Source organism: Xanthomonas sp. NCPPB 3442, from assembly GCF_056725145.1.
Genome location: NZ_CM161514.1, coordinates 26,210 through 44,579, shown reverse-complemented (window position 1 = coordinate 44,579; position 18,370 = coordinate 26,210). Strand labels below are relative to the sequence as shown.

At 65.0% G+C, this 18,370-nt stretch carries 12 protein-coding genes and 1 pseudogene; 10 read left to right on the top strand and 3 right to left on the bottom strand.

The genetic code is table 11. From position 1 onward, the window contains the following. Positions 1–97 precede the first annotated feature (97 nt). The 3 genes from gltB (at position 98) to AC1POX_RS00175 (ending at position 7,109) form a co-directional block, all read left to right on the top strand. The gene (gene gltB, locus AC1POX_RS00185; RefSeq protein ID WP_372356598.1) at positions 98–4,570 is read left to right on the top strand and encodes a glutamate synthase large subunit; all 4,473 of its coding nucleotides are present in this window, start codon (positions 98–100) and stop codon (positions 4,568–4,570) included. A 193-nt stretch (positions 4,571–4,763) separates the two neighbouring features. Beyond that, entirely contained in the window at positions 4,764–6,245 is a 1,482-nt protein-coding gene (locus tag AC1POX_RS00180) for an FAD-dependent oxidoreductase (RefSeq protein ID WP_218543334.1), read from the top strand. Positions 6,246–6,707: 462 nt separating this feature from the next. After that, positions 6,708–7,109 carry a hypothetical protein gene (locus AC1POX_RS00175; RefSeq protein WP_126952716.1) on the top strand — a complete coding sequence of 134 codons (402 nt, stop codon included), beginning with the start codon at positions 6,708–6,710 and terminating at the stop codon, positions 7,107–7,109. A gap of 84 nt (positions 7,110–7,193) precedes the next feature. On the opposite strand, the gene AC1POX_RS00170 is transcribed toward AC1POX_RS00175, so the two are convergent. Further along, entirely contained in the window at positions 7,194–8,252 is a 1,059-nt protein-coding gene (locus AC1POX_RS00170) for an NAD(P)-dependent alcohol dehydrogenase (RefSeq protein ID WP_184423030.1), read from the bottom strand. 309 nt (positions 8,253–8,561) lie between these two features. Here AC1POX_RS00170 and AC1POX_RS00165 point away from each other — a divergent pair, with 309 nt between their 5' ends. The 6 genes and pseudogenes from AC1POX_RS00165 to AC1POX_RS00140 all read left to right on the top strand — a co-directional run bounded on the left by AC1POX_RS00165 (position 8,562) and on the right by AC1POX_RS00140 (position 13,954). Further along, the gene (locus tag AC1POX_RS00165; RefSeq protein WP_218502466.1) at positions 8,562–9,635 is read left to right on the top strand and encodes a glycoside hydrolase family 5 protein; all 1,074 of its coding nucleotides are present in this window, start codon (positions 8,562–8,564) and stop codon (positions 9,633–9,635) included. Between the two features lie 233 nt (positions 9,636–9,868). After that, positions 9,869–10,270: pseudogene (locus AC1POX_RS00160) on the top strand (hypothetical protein); the annotation flags it as partial. 132 nt (positions 10,271–10,402) lie between these two features. Continuing rightward, on the top strand, positions 10,403–11,455 hold the full coding sequence (locus AC1POX_RS00155) for a glycoside hydrolase family 5 protein (RefSeq protein WP_014088879.1): 1,053 nt from the start codon (positions 10,403–10,405) through the stop codon (positions 11,453–11,455). 66 nt (positions 11,456–11,521) lie between these two features. Then, positions 11,522–11,809: a hypothetical protein gene (locus AC1POX_RS00150; protein WP_218507372.1), complete on the top strand. Its 288-nt coding sequence runs from the start codon at positions 11,522–11,524 to the stop codon at positions 11,807–11,809. Positions 11,810–12,083: 274 nt separating this feature from the next. Then, a complete protein-coding gene (locus AC1POX_RS00145; protein ID WP_008572930.1) occupies positions 12,084–13,217 on the top strand; it encodes a glycoside hydrolase family 5 protein in 1,134 nt (377 codons plus the stop codon). A gap of 293 nt (positions 13,218–13,510) precedes the next feature. Then, positions 13,511–13,954: a PepSY domain-containing protein gene (locus AC1POX_RS00140; RefSeq protein WP_011345787.1), complete on the top strand. Its 444-nt coding sequence runs from the start codon at positions 13,511–13,513 to the stop codon at positions 13,952–13,954. A gap of 307 nt (positions 13,955–14,261) precedes the next feature. Here the strand turns inward: AC1POX_RS00140 and AC1POX_RS00135 are convergent, their stop codons facing one another. Then, positions 14,262–16,058 (bottom strand): M28 family metallopeptidase, encoded by a 1,797-nt coding sequence (locus AC1POX_RS00135; protein ID WP_029818099.1) that lies wholly within the window; start codon positions 16,056–16,058, stop codon positions 14,262–14,264. Between the two features lie 161 nt (positions 16,059–16,219). Further along, complete coding sequence (locus tag AC1POX_RS00130) at positions 16,220–16,876, bottom strand: DUF4097 family beta strand repeat-containing protein (protein WP_008572935.1); 657 nt, start codon at positions 16,874–16,876, stop codon at positions 16,220–16,222. A gap of 97 nt (positions 16,877–16,973) precedes the next feature. Between AC1POX_RS00130 and AC1POX_RS00125 the strand changes: the two genes are divergently transcribed. Next, positions 16,974–18,287: a murein hydrolase activator EnvC family protein gene (locus AC1POX_RS00125; RefSeq protein WP_372356597.1), complete on the top strand. Its 1,314-nt coding sequence runs from the start codon at positions 16,974–16,976 to the stop codon at positions 18,285–18,287. Positions 18,288–18,370: the final 83 nt, after the last annotated feature.

The window sequence follows — 18,370 nt, the reverse complement described above, 5'->3', positions numbered from 1 at the left end:
TGTGGTCTAGTCGATCATCCGGTGACCTCTTCGAACGCTCCACGGATCGAGCGCTGCGACGTCGTCGCCGCTCTCCTAAGATCGCAAAGAGGCAGACATGGCCCCCCGCACTCGCCAAGGGCTCAACGACTACGGTCTCTACAACAGCGTGCGCGACGAGCGCGACGCGTGTGGTTTTGGCATGGTCGCCCAGTTGGACGACCAACCCTCCCGCGCGCTGGTGGATACCGCGATTGCGGCGCTCTCGCGCATGACCCACCGCGGCGGTGTCGCCGCCGACGGGCTCACCGGCGATGGCTGCGGCCTGCTGATTCGCAAACCCGATGCATTCCTGCGCGGGCTCGCGCGCGATGCCGGCATCCCCCTGGGCACGCGCTACGCGGCCGGTGTGGTGTTCCTGCCGCTGGACGAGGCCGACGCCGCGCGATGTCGCGCCGAACTGGAAGCGCAGCTGCAGGCCGCCGGCGTGCAGCTGCGCGGCTGGCGCGTGGTGCCCACCGACGACAGCGTGTGCGGCCAGCTGGCGCGCGACACCTTGCCGCGCATCGAGCAGGTATTCGTCGATGCCGGTGCGGAGCAGACCGAAGACGGCTTTACCCTGGCGCTGTTCCTGGCACGCCGTCGCGCCGAGCAGCAGCTGCAGGGCGTGCCGGACTTCTACGTCACCACCCTCTCGCCCAACGGCATCAGCTACAAGGGCATGGTGCTGCCGGACAAGCTGAGCACGTTCTACCCGGACCTGCAGCGCAGCGACCTGTCCTCCAGCGCAATTGTCTTTCACCAGCGCTTTTCCACCAACACGCTGCCGCGCTGGCCGTTGGCGCACCCGTTCCGGCTGCTCGCGCACAACGGGGAAATCAACACCATCGAAGGCAACCGGCGCTGGGCGCAGGCGCGTAGCAAGGTGTGGCAGACCCCGCGCTTTGACATTGCCGAATTCGATCCGGTGATCTCCATGCACGGCTCCGATTCGCAGAGCCTGGACAACATGCTGGAGCTGCTGATCGCCGGTGGCATGGACCTGCTGCAGGCGCTGCGCATCCTAGTGCCGCCGGCGACCCAGTCGCTGGAGTTCAAGGACGCCGACCTGGCCGCGTTCTACGAGTTCTACGGCCTCAATACCGAACCCTGGGACGGCCCGGCCGGCATCGTGGCCTGCGACAGCCGCTACGCGGCCTGCATGCTCGACCGCAACGGCCTGCGCCCGGCGCGCTGGATGCTGACCTCCGACCGCCACTTCCTGGTCGCCTCCGAAGCCGGCGTGTGGGAATTGCCGGCCGAGCGCATCACCCGCAAGGGCAAGCTGGGCCCGGGCGAGATGATGGCCATCGACCTCAAGCGCGGCGACCTGCTCGATTCCGATGCCATCGACCGCATCAACCGCGCGCGCGCGCCGTACAAGCAATGGCTGCAGCAGGGCGTGACCTACCTGCAGACCGAGCTGATCGACCCCTCGCTGGTGGAAGAACCCTTCAGCGAGCAGACCCTGCGCAGCTATCACAAGCTGTTCCAGCTCAGCACCGAGGAAGTGGAACAGGTGCTGCGCCCGCTGGCCGAGACCGAGCAGGAAGCCACCGGCTCGATGGGCGACGACACCCCGATGGCGGTGCTCAGCCGCCAGACCCGGCCGCTATATGACTACTTCCGCCAGGCGTTCGCGCAGGTCACCAACCCGCCGATCGACCCGCTGCGCGAAGGCATCGCGATGTCGCTCACCACCCAGCTCGGCAGGGAGACCAATATCTTCCACGCCGGTGCGGAGACGGTGAACCACGTCATCCTCAACTCGCCGGTGCTCAGCCAGCGCAAGCTGCGCCAGCTGCTGAAGATGGAGCAGTACGTCGAGCGCAACCGCCTGATCGACTTGTCCTACAGCCTGGAAGAAGGCCTCAAGGCCGGGCTGGAGCGCATCTGCCAGGAGGTGGAAGCCGCCGCGCGCGACGGCGCGGTGATGCTGCTGCTGTCGGACCGTTACCCGGTGCCGGACCGGCCGATGGCGCATGCGCTGCTGGCCACCGGCGCGGTGCATCACCACCTGTGCAAGGTAGGCCTGCGCTGCGACGTCAACCTGATCATCGAGACCGGCACCGCGCGCGACCCGCACCACATGGCCTGCCTGCTCGGCGTCGGCGCCACCGCGGTGTATCCGTACCTGGCCTACCAGACGCTGTTCGACCTGGGTCGGCGCGGCATCCTGCAACTGAGCAAGGGTGGCGAGCAGTCGCAGATCGGCCGCCGCTACCGCAAAGGCATCTACAAGGGCCTGTCCAAGATCATCTCCAAGATGGGTATCTGCACCATCGCCAGCTATCGCGGTGCGCAGCTGTTCGAGATTGTCGGGCTGGACCCGGATGTGGTGGACCTGTGCTTTGCCGACACCCCGGCGCGCATCGGCGGCGTGGATCTGGCACGGCTGGACACCGAGGCGCGCGAGCTGACCGTGCGCGCCTGGAACGACCAGCTCAAGCCGGAAGTGGGCGGGCTGCTGAAGTACGTGCACGGCGGCGAGTACCACATGTACAACCCCGACGTGGTCATGACGCTGCAGCGCGCCACCCGCACCGGCGATGCCGGCGATTGGCAGAAGTACGTGGACGCGGTGCATGCGCGCCCGGCCTCCACGCTGCGCGACCTGGTGCAGCTCAAGCGTGCCGACACCCCGACGCCACTGGATCAGGTCGCCCCGGCCGAAGATGTGCTGCGGCGCTTCGACAGCGCCGCCATCAGCCTGGGCGCGTTGTCGCCCGAGGCGCACGAAGCGCTGGCCATTGCGATGAACCGCCTGGGCGGGCGCAGCAACTCCGGCGAAGGCGGCGAAGATCCGGCCCGCTACGGCACCGAGAAGCGCTCCAAGATCAAGCAGGTGGCCTCCGGCCGCTTCGGCGTGACCCCGGAATACCTGGTCAATGCCGAGGTGCTGCAGATCAAGGTCGCCCAGGGCGCCAAGCCAGGCGAGGGCGGCCAGCTGCCCGGCCACAAGGTCAACGAACTGATCGCCCGGCTGCGCTACGCCAAGCCCGGCATCGGCCTGATCAGCCCGCCGCCGCATCACGACATCTATTCCATCGAAGACCTGGCGCAGCTGATCTACGACCTCAAGCAGGTCAACCCGACGGCGCTGGTCTCGGTGAAGCTGGTGGCGCATGCCGGCGTCGGCACGATTGCCGCCGGCGTGGTCAAGGCCGGCGCCGATCTGATCACCGTGTCCGGCCATGACGGCGGCACCGGTGCCAGCCCGGTCAGTTCGATCCGCTATGCCGGCGTGCCGTGGGAACTGGGCGTGGCCGAGTCGCACCAGGCGCTGGTGGCCAACGATCTGCGCGAGCGCACCATTCTGCAGACCGATGGCGGCCTGAAGACCGGCCTGGACGTGGTCAAGGCCGCGCTGCTCGGCGCCGACAGCTTCGGCTTCGGCACCGCGCCGATGATCGTGCTGGGCTGCAAGTACCTGCGCATCTGCCACCTCAACAACTGCGCCACCGGCGTGGCCACCCAGGACGAGCGCCTGCGCGCCGGCTACTTCACCGGCCTGCCGGAGCGGGTGGAGCACTTCTTCCGCCTGCTGGCCGAAGAAGTGCGCCAGTGGCTGTCGTACCTGGGCGTGCGCTCGCTGGACGAGATCGTCGGCCGCACCGACCTGCTGGAACAGCTGGAGGTTTCGCCGCGCCCCGGCGTCAAGGTCGACCTCTCGCGCCTGCTCACGCATGCCCGCTACGACGGCAGCCACTGCGCCGCCCAGCGCCTGTACGAATCGCCCGACAGCCTGGCCACGCAGATGGATGGCTTGCTCGCCGATGCGATCGCGCACAAGAGCGGTGGCGACCATCGCTTCCTGATCCACAACACCGACCGCTCGATCGGCGCACGCCTGTCCGGCGCCATCGCGCGCGTGCACGGCAACCACGGCATGAGCGATGCGCCCTTGAATCTGCGCTTCCGCGGCACCGCCGGGCAGAGCTTCGGCGCGTTCAACGCCGGTGGCCTGCAGCTGGAGTTGGAAGGCGAAGCCAACGACTACGTCGGCAAGGGCATGGCCGGCGGGCGATTGGTGGTGCGTCCGCCGCGCGGCGCGCGCTTCGAGGCACGCAACACGCCGATCGTCGGCAACACCTGCCTGTACGGCGCCACCGGCGGCGAGCTGTTCGCGGCCGGGCGGGCGGGCGAGCGCTTTGCGGTGCGCAACTCCGGCGCGCTGGCGGTGGTGGAAGGCGCCGGCGACCACTGCTGCGAATACATGACCGATGGCATCGTGCTGGTGCTGGGCAAGGTGGGCCTGAACTTCGGCGCCGGCTTCACCGGTGGCCTGGCCTACGTGCTGGATATCGAACGCGACTTCGTGGACCGCTACAACCACGAGCTCATCGACATCCACCGCGTCTCGGCCGAAGGCTTCGAGAACCATCGCCAGCATCTGCATACGCTGATCAGCCGCCACCGCGAGCTGACCGGCAGCATCTGGGCGCAGCAGATCCTGGACGAGTTCCGCGACTACATCGGCAAGTTCTGGCTGGTCAAACCCAAGGCCGCCAGCATCGAGTCGCTGACGGAGTCACTCAGGCGGGCGGCCTGAGTGACGGGATTGGGGATTCGGGATTGGGGATTCGCTCAAGCCATGCGACCTGTCGTCGCCTTGGCAAATCCCGATGTCCGAATCTCCACTCCCTGCTCTCACGCGTCGATTGCTGTTCGAGATTCGCACTGCGTCAGACCCATGTCGCCCGCTGTTGCGAATCCCCAATCCCAACTCCCGAATCCCAGCCCCTATGAGCCGCAAGCAAGCCTTCCAATTCCTCGACCTGCCCCGGACCATGCCCACGCGCATTCCGGTGGAACTGCGCACCTCCGGCGACTGGGGCGAGTTGTACGGCAAGTTCGACAAGGCCGATGCGCAATACCAGGCCGGCCGTTGCCTGGACTGCGGTAACCCGTATTGCAGCTGGAAATGCCCGGTACACAACGCCATCCCGCAGTGGCTGCAGCTGGTGCAGGAAAACCGCATCGAGGAAGCCGCCGCGCTATGCCATTCCACCAACCCGCTGCCGGAAGTGTGCGGGCGGGTGTGTCCGCAGGACCGCCTGTGCGAAGGCAGCTGCACGCTGGAGGAATTCGGCGCAGTCACCATCGGCGCGGTGGAGAAGTACATCGTCGACACCGCCTTCAAGATGGGCTGGCGCCCGGATCTGGGCAACGTGCAGCCGACCGGCCACCGCGTGGCGGTGATCGGCGCCGGCCCGGCTGGGCTGGCGTGTGCGGACCGGCTGGCGCGTGCCGGCATCGAGGCGGTGGTCTACGACCGCTATGAGCAGATCGGCGGGCTGCTGCAGTTCGGCATCCCCAGCTTCAAGCTGGACAAGTCGGTGATCGGCAAGCGCCGCGAGATCCTCGAAGGCATGGGCGTGCAGTTCCGCCTGGGCGTGGAGATCGGTAAGGACGTCAGCATCGAGCAGTTGCTGGGCGAATACGATGCGGTGTTCTTAGGGACCGGCGCCTATCGCTACACCGACGGCGGCCTGCCCGGGCAAGACCTGAAGAACGTGCTGCCGGCGCTGCCGTTCCTGGTGCAGAACAGCCGCATCGTCAGCGGCAACGACCCGCACGGCCGGCCGATCGCCGGCTGGGAAGACCAGCTCGCCCTGCCCGACCTCAGCGGCAAGCGCGTGGTGGTGCTGGGCGGCGGCGATACCGGCATGGACTGCGTGCGCAGCGCCATTCGCCTGGGCGCGGCCAAGGTCACCTGCGCCTACCGCCGCGACGAAGCCAGCATGCCCGGCTCGGCGCGCGAGGTGGCCAACGCGCGCGAAGAAGGCGTGCGCTTTTTGTTCAACCGCCAGCCGCTGTCGATCGAATCCGGCGCCGACGACGAAGCCATCGGCGTGACCGTGGTGGAAACCAAGCTGGGTGAGCCCGACGCCAGCGGCCGCCGCAATGCGGTGCCGGTGGAAGGCAGCGAATCGCTGCTGGAAGCGGACGTGGTAATCATCGCCTTCGGCTTCTCGCCCACCCTGCCCGACTGGTTGTCCTCGCAGGGCGTGGAAGCCGGCAGCAACGGCCGCATCGTCGCCCCGGCCGACGGCAACGGCCGCCTGCCCTACCAGACCAGCAACCCGCGCCTGTTCGCCGGCGGCGACTGCGTGCGCGGTGCGGACCTGGTGGTCACCGCAGTGGCCGAAGGCCGCGATGCGGCGGGAAGCATCGTGCAGCTGCTGGGGGTGAACGCGCAGGTCAAGGAGCCGGCTGCGGCATGAGGGTGATGAGGAGCATATGGATCGCGCCTAGCTCAGCAAGGCGAAGAATCTTTCCTACAGAGACCCCGAAGTCGCGCCTCAAGAGCTACGTGAGATAGAACTAGCAATACCTGAGCTGGACGTTGCGCCTCGCATTCGACATCTAAAGATCAACGAACTCAATGATGCCCGAGGGTACAGGCAAGCTGCGCTCTTAGCTTGGGCATGTCACATAACCTTGCGCTGCCCGTACGCTTCTCTCCGTCGAAGCGTGTGGCAGCCTGGTGAGAGAGAAGTGCACGGCACTTTGCATCGATTCATCTGAAGGAACTCGTTTCGGAATCACTCAACAGCCCGATCACTATTCAGGCGATTATTGCTGGTTTTGCGAAATCAACGTCTTGTTTTGCCGGGTTCTACACGTTCGGCTTCAACGAGAATCACTACAAGCCAAACCGAGACTCGGGTCGATTAGACGTAGACATGAAGAAATTAACCTTGCGGAGCCTGCCTAGCTCAGTTTTACCTGAGTACACATCAGTTTCGAAAATCGTTTATGAAAAAAACTGCTGCGTCGTACACTTGACCGCCCATGCCTCTAATAGGACTGTCCAAATCATTTTTAGCGATGTGGTCGGCGTAAAGATACTGGACGAACGCGATTTCTCTGAATTCTGGCGCTGCAATATGGAATCATTTGATGAGATAGAGGGAGCAACCGTCTCACAGGTTCTCTTTGGCGGTTGGAGCCAGCACGATGAAGTACTTGAGTCGTATATTCCAACAGGATTCTACGGCGAAGTTATGGAGTTTTTCATCGCTGACCACTCTGAGTGCATCAACGTTCTATGCACAAAGGAACCCTCTATCCACATCGTTGATTAGCTCGCCAGCAGAGTAGCGAGGTGTATTACCGTCCGCATCGACAGCGACGCAGACGGCAACATTACAGCGTGACGTAACAACTACTCAGGCCGCCTTATCCAGCGTGGCCATATCGATCACGAAGCGGTACTTCACGTCGCTCTTGAGCATGCGCTCGTAGGCCTCGTTGATCTGGTCGGCGCGGATGGTTTCGATGTCCGAGACGATGTTGTGCTTGGCGCAGAAATCCAGCATTTCCTGGGTCTGGCGGATGCCGCCAATCAGCGAGCCGGCCAGGGTGCGGCGCTTCATCACCAGGTTGAACACCGCCGGCGACGGGTGCGACTGCTCGGGCACGCCGACCAGCACCATGGCGCCGTCGCGCTTGAGCGCGTTGAGGAACGGGTCCAGGTTGTGCGGCGCGGCCACGGTGTTGAGGATGAAGTCCAGGGTGTTGTACTGCGCGGCCATCTGCGCTTCGTCCTTGGAGATCACCACTTCGCTGGCGCCCAGGCGCAGCGCATCGGCGCGCTTGCTCTCGGAGGTGGTGAACAACACCACGGTGGCGCCCATCGCCTTGGCGATCTTCACCGCCATGTGGCCCAGGCCGCCCAGGCCGACCACGCCCACCTTCTGGCCCGGACCCACCTTCCAGTGTGCCAGCGGCGAATAGGTGGTGATGCCGGCGCACAGCAACGGTGCCACCGCGGCCAGGTTGTCGCTGTGGGTGATGCGCAGCACGTATTTCTGGTCGACCACGATATGGTCGGAATAGCCGCCGTAGGTGTTCTCGCCGCCGCCGAACATCGGCCCGTTGTAGGTGCCGGTGAACCCCTGTTCGCAATACTGTTCTTCGCCTTCCTGGCAGGAGGCGCAGCTGCGGCAGCTGTCGACCATGCAGCCGACACCGGCCAGGTCGCCGACCTTGAAGCCGGTGACCGCATTGCCGACGGCGGTCACGCGGCCGACGATCTCGTGGCCGGGCACCGAGGGGTACAGCGTGTTGTGCCATTCGTTGCGTGCGGTATGCAGGTCCGAGTGACACACGCCGCAGTAGGCGATGTCGATCTGCACGTCGTTGGGGCCGGGCGCGCGGCGTTCGAACACGAACGGGGCAAGTGGTTGATCGGCGGCCTGGGCAGCGTAGGCGTGGGCTGTGCTCATGGGAAAACTCCGGGGGGTGTTGCGTCGTCGGCAAGGCGCGCCAACAACGGGGAGAAAGGGTCGGTAGCTTAAAACGCGCAGATGTCGCACTCCTGCGACAGTGCGTCTTACCTGGTCTCTTGCGAACGCGAGCGCAGCAGCATGATGCGCCTTGCGCGTGTTCGCAGGCGGTCAAATCCGCGCCATGCGCGTGAATGGCGCACTAACGTGCGAGCTCCCAGACTCACGCAGCAGCAGATGGCGCTGCACCATCTGCGCTGGCCGTGCCCTCCCCCGCGGCCGCCCACGTCGATGCCGAAGGAGACTTCCATGTTCCGCACTCCCCCGCACTTTCCCCGCTTGCGCATCGCCGCGCTCGCGTTGACCTTGCTCGCCGCCGCCCCACTGGTCCAGGCCAAGGAGCCGCCCGGCCCCAGGAAGGACACCGCTGGCCTGAAGTATGTCGGCGTCAATCTGTCCGGCGCCGAGTTCAACTCGCGCAAGAAGCCTGGCACCTTGTTCAAGGACTACACCTACCCTGCCGCCTCGGATTTCAGCTATTTCGCCGGCAAGGGCATGAATACGATCCGCCTGCCGTTCCTGTGGGAACGCGTACAGCCCGAGCTCAATGGTCAGCTGGACCAGGCCCAATTGGGCTTGATCAAGAAGTCGCTTGAAGCAGCCAAGGCCAACAAGCAATACCTGATCCTGGATCTGCACAACTACGCCACGTACAACGGCAAGCGCATCGGCACCAGCGATGTGCCGGCCGGCGCGTTGGCCGATCTGTGGCGCCGGCTGGCGCTGGAGTTCAAGGACGACAAGGCGGTGATCTTCGGGCTGATGAACGAGCCCAATGGCATTTCCGCACCCGACTGGGCCAATGCCGCGCAGGGGGCGATCAACGCGATCCGCAAGACCGGCGCGAAGAACCTGATCCTGGTGCCGGGCACCGCCTACACCGGCGCACACAGCTGGCGCAGCACCAGCTACGGCGTCTCCAACGCAAAGGCGCTGGAAATCCTCAAGGACCCGGGCAACAACCTGGCCTTCGAAGCGCATCAGTACCTGGACAAGGACTACAGCGGCACCAAGCCGGTGTGCACCAGCGACTCGGTAGGCCAAGAAAAGCTGCAGGGCTTCACTTCGTGGTTGCGCGAGAACAAGCAGAAGGGTTTTCTGGGCGAATTCGCCACGGCCAACAATCCGGTCTGCGACAAGGCGCTGGAAGGCATGCTGACCTACATGGAAAAGAACAGCGACGTGTGGCTGGGCTGGACCTGGTGGGCGGCGGGCGCCTGGTGGAAGCCGGACTATCCCTTCAACGTGCAACCGGGCAAGGACGGCAGCGACAAGCCGCAGATGGCGATCCTGAGCAAGTACGCACGCCGCGCCGGCAGGTAAGCAGCGGCGCAGCCAGAGGTGGTCGCAACCGGTGTTGCGGCCACTTTTTTGTCGTTGCCGCAGCGCGTGGGGCCGCCTGCTTCGGAGAAGGGCAGACCGCCGCTGGCTCGCTGCGGGCAGCAGAAGGCAGAGGCAATCGCGCGCCAGCTCACGCGCTGCGTGTTGCCGATGTGCGCTGTTCGATCGCATGCAACAGCCCGGTATCGAGCGCTGGCCATATCGTCCATGCGCTGGTGCAACTTGCAGTGCGAGGCTGCCGTCTCGGCGACGCCCTGATGCGACGCCTGCGCGCCACGATGCATGGACGACGCGCGAGCGATCTCATCCAATCCGCGCTATCGCGTCGACGTCCGCACTAAACCTGCGCACTGTCTGCCGCTGTGGCTGGCATTGCCCGGCGACAGCATCGCCAATCAGGCAACCCATCGTGATGGACAGATAGGCGCTGCAGCGCAAAGGCATTGCACGAATGCAGCTGCATTCGCCCGCGATGTACAGCACGCCATCGCGCAGGCGATGCGCGCCACTGTTCGAAGCGTGTGCAAACGGTGCGGTACGTTCGCGCCATGCGTGCGCGCTCTAACACAAGAACTGCGGGTCACTGCACAGCTTGGCCGATTGATCCCTCTCAACCGTGGTTTGTGCGGGCGTATACGCCTAGTCTGGTGATGGACGCGTTGCTGTCTTACATCGAACGAGCTCATACCCGCATCAGCGCGCCGTCCTTGCACAGGTCTTTCGCACGCAGAAGTCTCAGGAGTTCCCCCATGAAATCCCTCACCACGCGTACGCGCCGGCCGCGTTGCCGCGCGCTGTCTTTGCTATTGCTTGCCCTCATGCCGCTCGCGCAGGCGCAAAGCACTTCCGGCCTGAAGTATGCAGGCATCAATCTATCCGGCGCCGAGATCAAATCCTCGCAAAAACCCGGCGTGCTCAACATCGATTATCACTATCCGGCGGCCGACGAATACGCCTACTTCGCCGGCAAGCACATGAACACGGTTCGCCTGCCGATCCTGTGGGAACGGCTGCAGCCAAAAGCGGGCGGCGAGCTGGATCCGGCGCAGCTGGCGTTGATCCGGCAGGCGGTCGCCAACGCCAAGGCGGCCAACATGTACGTGATCGTGGATGTGCACAACTACGCCAAGTATTACGGCCACACCATCGGCAGCACGAAAGTGCCGATCAGCACCTTCAACGATCTATGGCGACGGCTGGCGATCGCCTTCAAGAGCGACAACGCCGTGATCTTCGGGCTGATGAACGAGCCTTACGACATCGATCCGCAAGCGTGGGCAAGAGCCGCGCAGGCGTCGATCGACACCATTCGTAAAACCGGTGCAAACAATCTGATTCTGGTGCCGGGTGCGTTATGGACAGGCGCGCATAGCTGGTACTCCACAGTGGCCGGGCAATCCAATGCAGTGGCGATGGCATCCATTCGCGACCCGCTCAATCGGTATGCCATCGAAGCGCATCAATATCTGGATGCCGATTCCAGCGGCACCAGCGGCGGGTGCGTCAGTGCCACGATCGGGGTCGAGCGCCTGCGTAGCTTCACCGAATGGCTGCGCCTGAACAAAAAACGCGGGTTTCTTGCCGAATTCGGTACCGGCAACACGGCCACCTGCAATCTCGCGCTCAACGGCATGCTGGGCTACATGGAATCCAACAGCGATGTGTGGATGGGCTGGTCCTGGTGGGCGGCAGGCGCGTGGTGGAGCAGGGCGTATCCGTTCAACGTGCAACCGGATGCGCAGGGGCGCGACAAGCCGCAGATGTCGATATTGGGCCCACGTGCGCGCCGGATTACCGATTAAGCGCGACCAACGCGCCCAGCAAATAGTCGTCAGCTGGGCGCGGATGGCACGCAAACCACACCGTAGGTGATCCACGCCAAGCGCCTGCCGCGCCCGCCTGACGCCTGCACGTGGGTGCTGTCGCTGCTGTTGGCAACGATAGCGCCAGTGCAGGCACGTGCGGGCGCCGCAGGCAATCGTCATCACACGTCGCTCTTCCATCCGGTAGCGAGCGCGCTTTCTACCGGGCTGAGCATTGCCGCGATTGGCCACTTTTCCTGGTCTTTTCGCGGAAAGATCGAGGCAGCCTATGCCTGCAACCTCGGTGGCACTTCAATGTGGCATGGCGTCATGGACATGACGTCATGCCACTGACGGCAGGCGCTTCTATACGACGCAAAGTCGACAGCACGGACGAACCCGTGCCGCACTTGCGCAAATACCGGCCCATATCTGGCGCTTTTGTGCGGCCTATCAATCTCGACAACGCGCCTTGCAGAGTGTGACTGCGATGCAGTTCGCATATTGGCGCTGAACTGGCCACCGGCAGCAATTGGGCACGGCTGATGCATTGACTTAGACCGATGCAGTGCATCGCACGTAACGCGCATGCACTTACCCGCATCGCCCCCGTCTGAGGAGTTGTGTCATGTCTGCTGTCTGCTTTTCGTTGCGCGCGCTACTGCGCTCTACGCTGCTTTTCATCGTGTTCGGGAGCCTGTCGCTGGCCCACGCGCAGACGCGCGCGCTCACTTATGCCGGCGTCAATCTGTCAGGTGCCGAGTACGCATCTTCCAAGAAGCCCGGAGTCCTCAACAAGGACTATATGTACCCCGCGACCAACGATTACACCTATTTCGCCGGTGTCGGCATGAATACCATCCGCCTGCCGATCCTGTGGGAGCGGCTGCAGCCCAGCGCGAACGGCGAACTGGACCCGGCACAGCTCGCGTTGCTGCAGCAGGCGGTGGCACGCGCCAAGGCAGCCGGTATGTATCTGCTCATCGATATCCACAACTACGCCAAGTATTACGGCTACAAGATCGGCGGCCCGGAAGTACCGGTGGCCACGTTTACCGATCTCTGGCGTCGTCTGGCGCTGGCGTTCAACAGCGACAACGCGGTGATGTTCGGGCTGATGAATGAGCCCAACAATATTTCGGCCAGCGAATGGGCCGGCGCAGCGCAGGCCGCCATCGATGCCATCCGCAGGACCGGTGCCAATAACCTGATTCTGGTGCCCGGCGCATTGTGGACCGGCGCGCACAGTTGGTATTCCCCCACGAGCGATGGCTATTCCAACGCCACCGCGCTGACCGCCATCTACGACCCGCTCAATCGCTACGCCTTCGAAGTGCACCAGTATCTGGATGCCGATTCCAGCGGCACCAGCAGCACCTGTGTCAGCAGCACCATCGGCGCCGAGCGCCTGCGCAACTTCACGCAGTGGCTGCGCACCAACCGCAAGCGCGGCTTTCTGGGCGAATTCGGCACCGCCAACAATGCGGTGTGCAACCAGGCGCTGCAAGGCATGTTGGCGCACATGGAAACCAATGCAGACGTGTGGCTGGGCTGGACCTGGTGGGCGGCCGGTTCGTGGTGGAACCTCAGCTACGCGTACAACGTGCACCCCAACAAGGACGGTACCGACAAGCCGCAGATGGCGATCCTCTCGCCACAGGCCGCACTCGCCACGCGTGCGCCGGTTGCGACTGCCGCAGCGCGCAGCTCCGCTGCATCGACCTCGGCAACAAGCACATCCGCTGCACGCACGACACGCTGATGCCAAGCAAAGCCGCCGCAAGGCGGCTTTTCCAGCGCACGCAGCGCGCGCGGGCATACGGTGTCGGCAAGGTGAGAAGCACACGCACGTTGCTGCGATTGCGATCGTGGATAACACACGATGCGTGCTCAGCCGCGACATCCGCGTCGATGTAAACATCGCGTGCATCGCAGGTGAGCAAGCACCTTGGCGTTTCAGCTAACTGAACTTTCGTTGCGGCCGCTTGCCCGTTTTCACCTGATGGCGATAGGCCGCCCTCCAGCATGAGCGCACTTCACTGCAGGAGCATTCCCATGACACAGCGATTGATGAAGACCGCACTGATCGGCGCCCTTGCCTTGCTGTCGCAGGGTGCGTTGGCACAGGCGGCCGACAAGCCGGCCAAGGCGCTCACCTCCGGTGAGGTCACCAGCATGCTCACCGCAAAGGGCTACACCAAGGTGCACGACGTCAAGTTCGAGCATGGCGTCTGGACGGCAGACGCGCGTAGCGGCGACGGCAAGGACGTGGACGTGCACATCGATCCGGTGACCGGCCGCGTCTATGGCGACCAGACCACCTCCAAGCTCAGCGAAGCCGACGTGCGCGCATCGCTCTCCACCGGCGGCTATGCCGATGTGCACGACCTCAAGTTCAAGGATGGCCTATGGAAGGCCGATGCCAAGCGCAACGGGCAGAAGGTCGAACTGCACGTGGATCCGGAAGACGGTCACGTGGTGAGCGTAGAGAACGACTGAGTGGCGCACGTCTCGTTCGTCTGCCAGGCGGGTAGGGTAGATCGAGCGTCGCAGAGCATGCGCGCTTGCCGCATGGCCATGCGTCCCATCCATGGGCTGAGATGTAAGGTCAGTGCAGGCGCCTGAGCGCGCAAGATCGCAGCTGCGCGATGTGGCGTGGCTGATCGCCAGAGGCCTCACATGAGGCAACGCAAAAGGCCTCCGGTGGGAGGCCTTTTGCGTAACAGCTGGTTTCCGGCGATGGTCGCGCAAGGCAGGCCGCTGATGCAGTCGTGCCACACCGTGCGGCAATGACGGCGCGGCAGCCTCAGCGTGGAGATTGGGCCTTGTGCGTCTGCGTGGCCGCGCTGTCAGCGTCGGCCGGCTGCGCGCTCGCCGCGCTCGCGCCAGGCTTGCCGGCCATCATGCGATCGCGCGCGGCCTTGAACGGGTTGCCGGGGTACCAGTTGGGCCAACGTTCGCCGGCAGCGACCTCCTTGCCCACGCCATAGACCACCTGCAGGTCTTCGATGGTGCCATCGAGCTTCCAGGTGGCGGCGTCGTATTCGTCGCCCGGGGCGTGATAACGATGGCGTCCGTAGTCCTCGGCCGCGGCACGTCCGGCGGCAGTGCCGCCCTCGCGCAGGTCTTCGCCGCCATCGGCATACAACGCCGGCACGCCGGCCTTGGCGAAGTTGAAGTGATCCGAGCGGAAGTACGAGCCGCTTTGCGGGGTGGCTTCTGCGTGCAGGGTGCGCCCCTGCATGGCGGCGATCGGCTTGAGGATGTCCTCCAGCTCCGAGCTGCCCATGCCCACCACGGTGACATCGCGTGCGCGCCCGGCCACCGACATCGCATCCAGATTTATCACCGCCGCGATCTTGTCCAGCGGGAAGCTCGGGTTGGCCACGTAATACTTGGAACCGAGCAGGCCCGATTCTTCCAGCGTGACCGCCAGGAACACCACCGAGCGCGCCGGCTTGGGATCCTGGTGCGCGAATGCATCGGCAATTTCCAGGATGCCGGCCACGCCGGTGGCGTTGTCCACCGCGCCGTTGTAGATGTTGTCGCCGCGTTCGCCCGGATGCTTGCCCAGGTGGTCCCAGTGCGCCATGTACAGCACCGCCTCGTCGGCGTGGCTGGTGCCCGGCAGCACGCCGACAACATTACGCGAGGTCTTGGCCGCGATGGTGCTCTTGAGATCGACCGACCAGCTGGCCTTCAACGGCACCGGCTTGAAGCCGCGCTTGCTGGCGTCCTTGTAGGCCTGCGCCAGGTCCAACCCGGCGTTGGCGAACAATTGCTTGGCGGTTTCGGCGCTGATCCAGCCCTGCACCGGCAGGCGCGGGTCGGGGTCGTCCTTGGCCGGCAAGTCGTATTGCGGGCCGGACCAGGAATTTTTCACTACGTCCCAGCCGTAGCTGGCGCCGGGCGTGTCGTGCACGATCAACGCCGCAGCCGCGCCCTTGCGTGCGGCTTCTTCGAACTTGTAAGTCCAGCGCCCGTAGTAGGTCATGCGCTTGCCATCGAACAACTTGGCATCGTCGGTGTGGAAGCCCGGGTCGTTGACGAACATCACCACCGTCTTGCCCTTCCACTCCTGGCCGGCATAGTCGTTCCACTGCTGCTCGGGTGCGTCCACGCCGTATCCGACGAACACCAGCTCGCTGTTGTCCAGCTTGACCTCGGCCTGGCCGGAGCGCGTGCCGACCACGATGTCGGTGCCGAAGGCGAGGGTGCGGGTCTGCTCGCCGCTGCGCAGGCTGGGCGCGGTGGATGCATCGGCGGTGGTTTCCACCATCGGCACTTCCTGGAACCAGCTGTCGCCATTGCCCGGCTGCAGCCCGATGCGCTGCATCTGGTCGCGGATGTAGGTCACGGTCTTTTCTTCGCCCGGCGTCCCCGGGCCGCGGCCTTCGAAGTCGTCCGACGCCAGTGTCTTGACCAGTTCGGCGAAGTCGCCGGTGGTCATTTCCGGGGAGAAGGTGTGGCGGCTGACCGGCGCGGTGGGCGCGCTCTCGGTCGGCGTCTGCGCGGCAGGCGCACCGGGCGCAGCGGCGGGTTCGCGTTTGCAGCCGGCCAGGGCCAGCGTCGCGGCCAGGCACAACAGGATCTTGCGGGGCATCGGAACTCCTCGTGCGGCGGAGTCCCGATCTTAGAGCGTGCGTCGGACGGCGGGGTGAGCGCGCGGCTGCGTGTACGGCGGTTGCATGGCGGGCCGGGCAGGGCGCCTGGAGCGGGCGCCCTGGATCCGGCGCACGCACCGGCAGGTGCGCGCTGCGTTGGTCAGTCCTTCGGTGCGACGTCGCTGTCGAAGCTGCGCGCGGTGGCGCCGCTCACCGCGCCGATCTTGGCGCTGCGGTGCACGTACAGGTTGACCTCGCGCTCGAAGTGCAACGGCCCATCGACCACCGCATCCGGGCCGATCACCACGCGCGGCTTGCGCGAGGGCTGGAACGAAAAACCGAAGCTCGGCTTGCTCACTTCGATGCCGCCGCGCACATGCGACCCCACCCCGACAGTGATGTCGCCGTTGACCGTCTCGATGCCCTTGCCGAGCTCGGTTCCCACCAGCCCGATGCTGCCATTGACCGTTTCCACGCCGCCGCTGATCTGGCTGCCACGCTCGGCCAGGATGCTGCCGTTGACCGTCTCCAGCCCGCCGGACACGGTGACTTTCTGGCCCAGCGTGATCGAGCCGTTGACCGTTTCCACGCCACCGGTGCGCGCGTTGTCGCCGATGCGGATGCCGCCATTGACGGTTTCCACGTTCTTGGTTTGCGCACCGGCACCGATCTCGATGGAGCCGTTGACCGTTTCCAGGGCGCCGTAGGTCTTGCCGGCATCTGCGCTGATCTTGCCGTTGACCTTGCTGACGTCCTCCTCGGCCCAGGCGCTCGTGCAGACCAGGGACAGTGCCAGGAGGAGAATTTGGGGCTTCATGCTGAACCTCGCGCGGCGGCGGTAGTCTGGGGCGTGGCGGCGATCACATCATGCTTGGCTACAATCGCGCACCTGCCTGAAGTCACTGGATCTTTCGTTGCCCCCTTCGTCCGCACCGCTGCCGCACCTGCCGCTCGCTCCCGCCACCGGCCGTGGGCGGATGTGGCTGGCGGCGGGTGTGCTGGCCTGCACGTTGCTGGCCTGCACGTTGCTGGGCAGCGTGGGCGCAAGCGCGCAGAGCCAGCGCGAGACCGAGCGCAAACTGCAGCAGCTGCGCGATGAGCTCAAGACCATCAGCGCCGATCGGCGCGAACTGGAAGGCAAACGCGGCACTGCCGCGCAACAGCTACGCCAGGCCGACGAGAAAGTGGCCAAGACCGCACGCGCCTTGAGCGAAACCGAAGCGGCGATGCGCGCGCAGGAACAGCATCTGTCCACCCTGCAGCAGGAACGCGCGCAGTTGCAGCGCGGCCTGCAGAGCCAGCGCACGCAGCTGGCGGCATTGTTGCGCGCTGCCGATCAGGTGGGCCGCAATGCACCGTTGAAGGTGCTGCTGTCGCAGGACACGGTGGGCGATGCCACGCGCATGCTGGCCGATCACCGCTATGTGCAAAACGCACGTGCGCAACGCATCCACGCCCTGACCACGCAACTGGATACCCTGGCGAAAGTGGAACAGGACATCGCCACCCGGCGCCAGGCGCTGGATGCCGCACGCGCGCAGCAGAAGGCGCAGGCGGCCTCGCTGCAGAAGGACCGCTCGCAACAGGCGGCCACCGTCGCGCAGCTGGACGATCGTTACAAGCAGCGCGCCGAGCGCGAAAAGGCAATCGGCCAGGACGCCAAGGCGCTGGAACAACTGCTCGCCAATCTGCGCGCGGCGGCCGCCAAGGCCGAAGCCGAACGGCGCGCTGCCGCAAAACGCGCTGCCGCCGAAGCCGCCGCGCAGGCCAAACGCAGCAAAACCGAGCGTTCCGATCGCCCCGGCAAGACCCCGCCCAAGGTGGTCGCCAACGCACCGGCCCCCAAGGTCGGTGGGCTCAGCTGGCCAGTGGCGGGCAATCTGCTGGCGCGCTTCAACGCCACCTTGCCCGATGGCCACACCAGCAAGGGCGTGCTGATCGGCGCGCCCAAGGGCACCACCGTGACCGCAGTGGCCGATGGCACGGTGGTGTTTTCCGACTGGATGACTGGCTACGGCATGATCCTGATCGTGGACCACGGCAACGGCTACATGAGCCTGTACGCGCATAACGACACCTTGCTGCGCGATGCCGGCGCATCGATCAAACGTGGCGACGCGGTCGCCAAGGTCGGCAGTTCGGGCGGGCAGGGCGTGCCGGCGCTGTACTTCGAATTGCGACGCAACGGGCAGCCGGTGGATCCATCGAGCTGGCTGCAACGCCGCTGAGCGCCGCGCACCGCCCGCGATTCAACGCGGATTTACCGCTGCTTCGCGCATAATCCGGTCAGCTCCGCGCTGCGGGGCGCCTT

What these genes read in the sequence shown, in the direction of transcription:
- gltB (WP_372356598.1), top strand. Translation starts at nt 98, where the DNA reads ATGGCCCCCCGCACTCGCCAAGGGCTCAACGACTACGGTCTCTACAAC.
- AC1POX_RS00155 (WP_014088879.1), top strand. Translation starts at nt 10,403, where the DNA reads ATGAAATCCCTCACCACGCGTACGCGCCGGCCGCGTTGCCGCGCGCTG.
- AC1POX_RS00145 (WP_008572930.1), top strand. Translation starts at nt 12,084, where the DNA reads ATGTCTGCTGTCTGCTTTTCGTTGCGCGCGCTACTGCGCTCTACGCTG.
- AC1POX_RS00135 (WP_029818099.1), bottom strand. Translation starts at nt 16,058, where the DNA reads ATGCCCCGCAAGATCCTGTTGTGCCTGGCCGCGACGCTGGCCCTGGCC.
- AC1POX_RS00140 (WP_011345787.1), top strand. Translation starts at nt 13,511, where the DNA reads ATGACACAGCGATTGATGAAGACCGCACTGATCGGCGCCCTTGCCTTG.
- AC1POX_RS00175 (WP_126952716.1), top strand. Translation starts at nt 6,708, where the DNA reads ATGAAGAAATTAACCTTGCGGAGCCTGCCTAGCTCAGTTTTACCTGAG.
- AC1POX_RS00170 (WP_184423030.1), bottom strand. Translation starts at nt 8,252, where the DNA reads ATGAGCACAGCCCACGCCTACGCTGCCCAGGCCGCCGATCAACCACTT.
- AC1POX_RS00180 (WP_218543334.1), top strand. Translation starts at nt 4,764, where the DNA reads ATGAGCCGCAAGCAAGCCTTCCAATTCCTCGACCTGCCCCGGACCATG.
- AC1POX_RS00130 (WP_008572935.1), bottom strand. Translation starts at nt 16,876, where the DNA reads ATGAAGCCCCAAATTCTCCTCCTGGCACTGTCCCTGGTCTGCACGAGC.
- AC1POX_RS00165 (WP_218502466.1), top strand. Translation starts at nt 8,562, where the DNA reads ATGTTCCGCACTCCCCCGCACTTTCCCCGCTTGCGCATCGCCGCGCTC.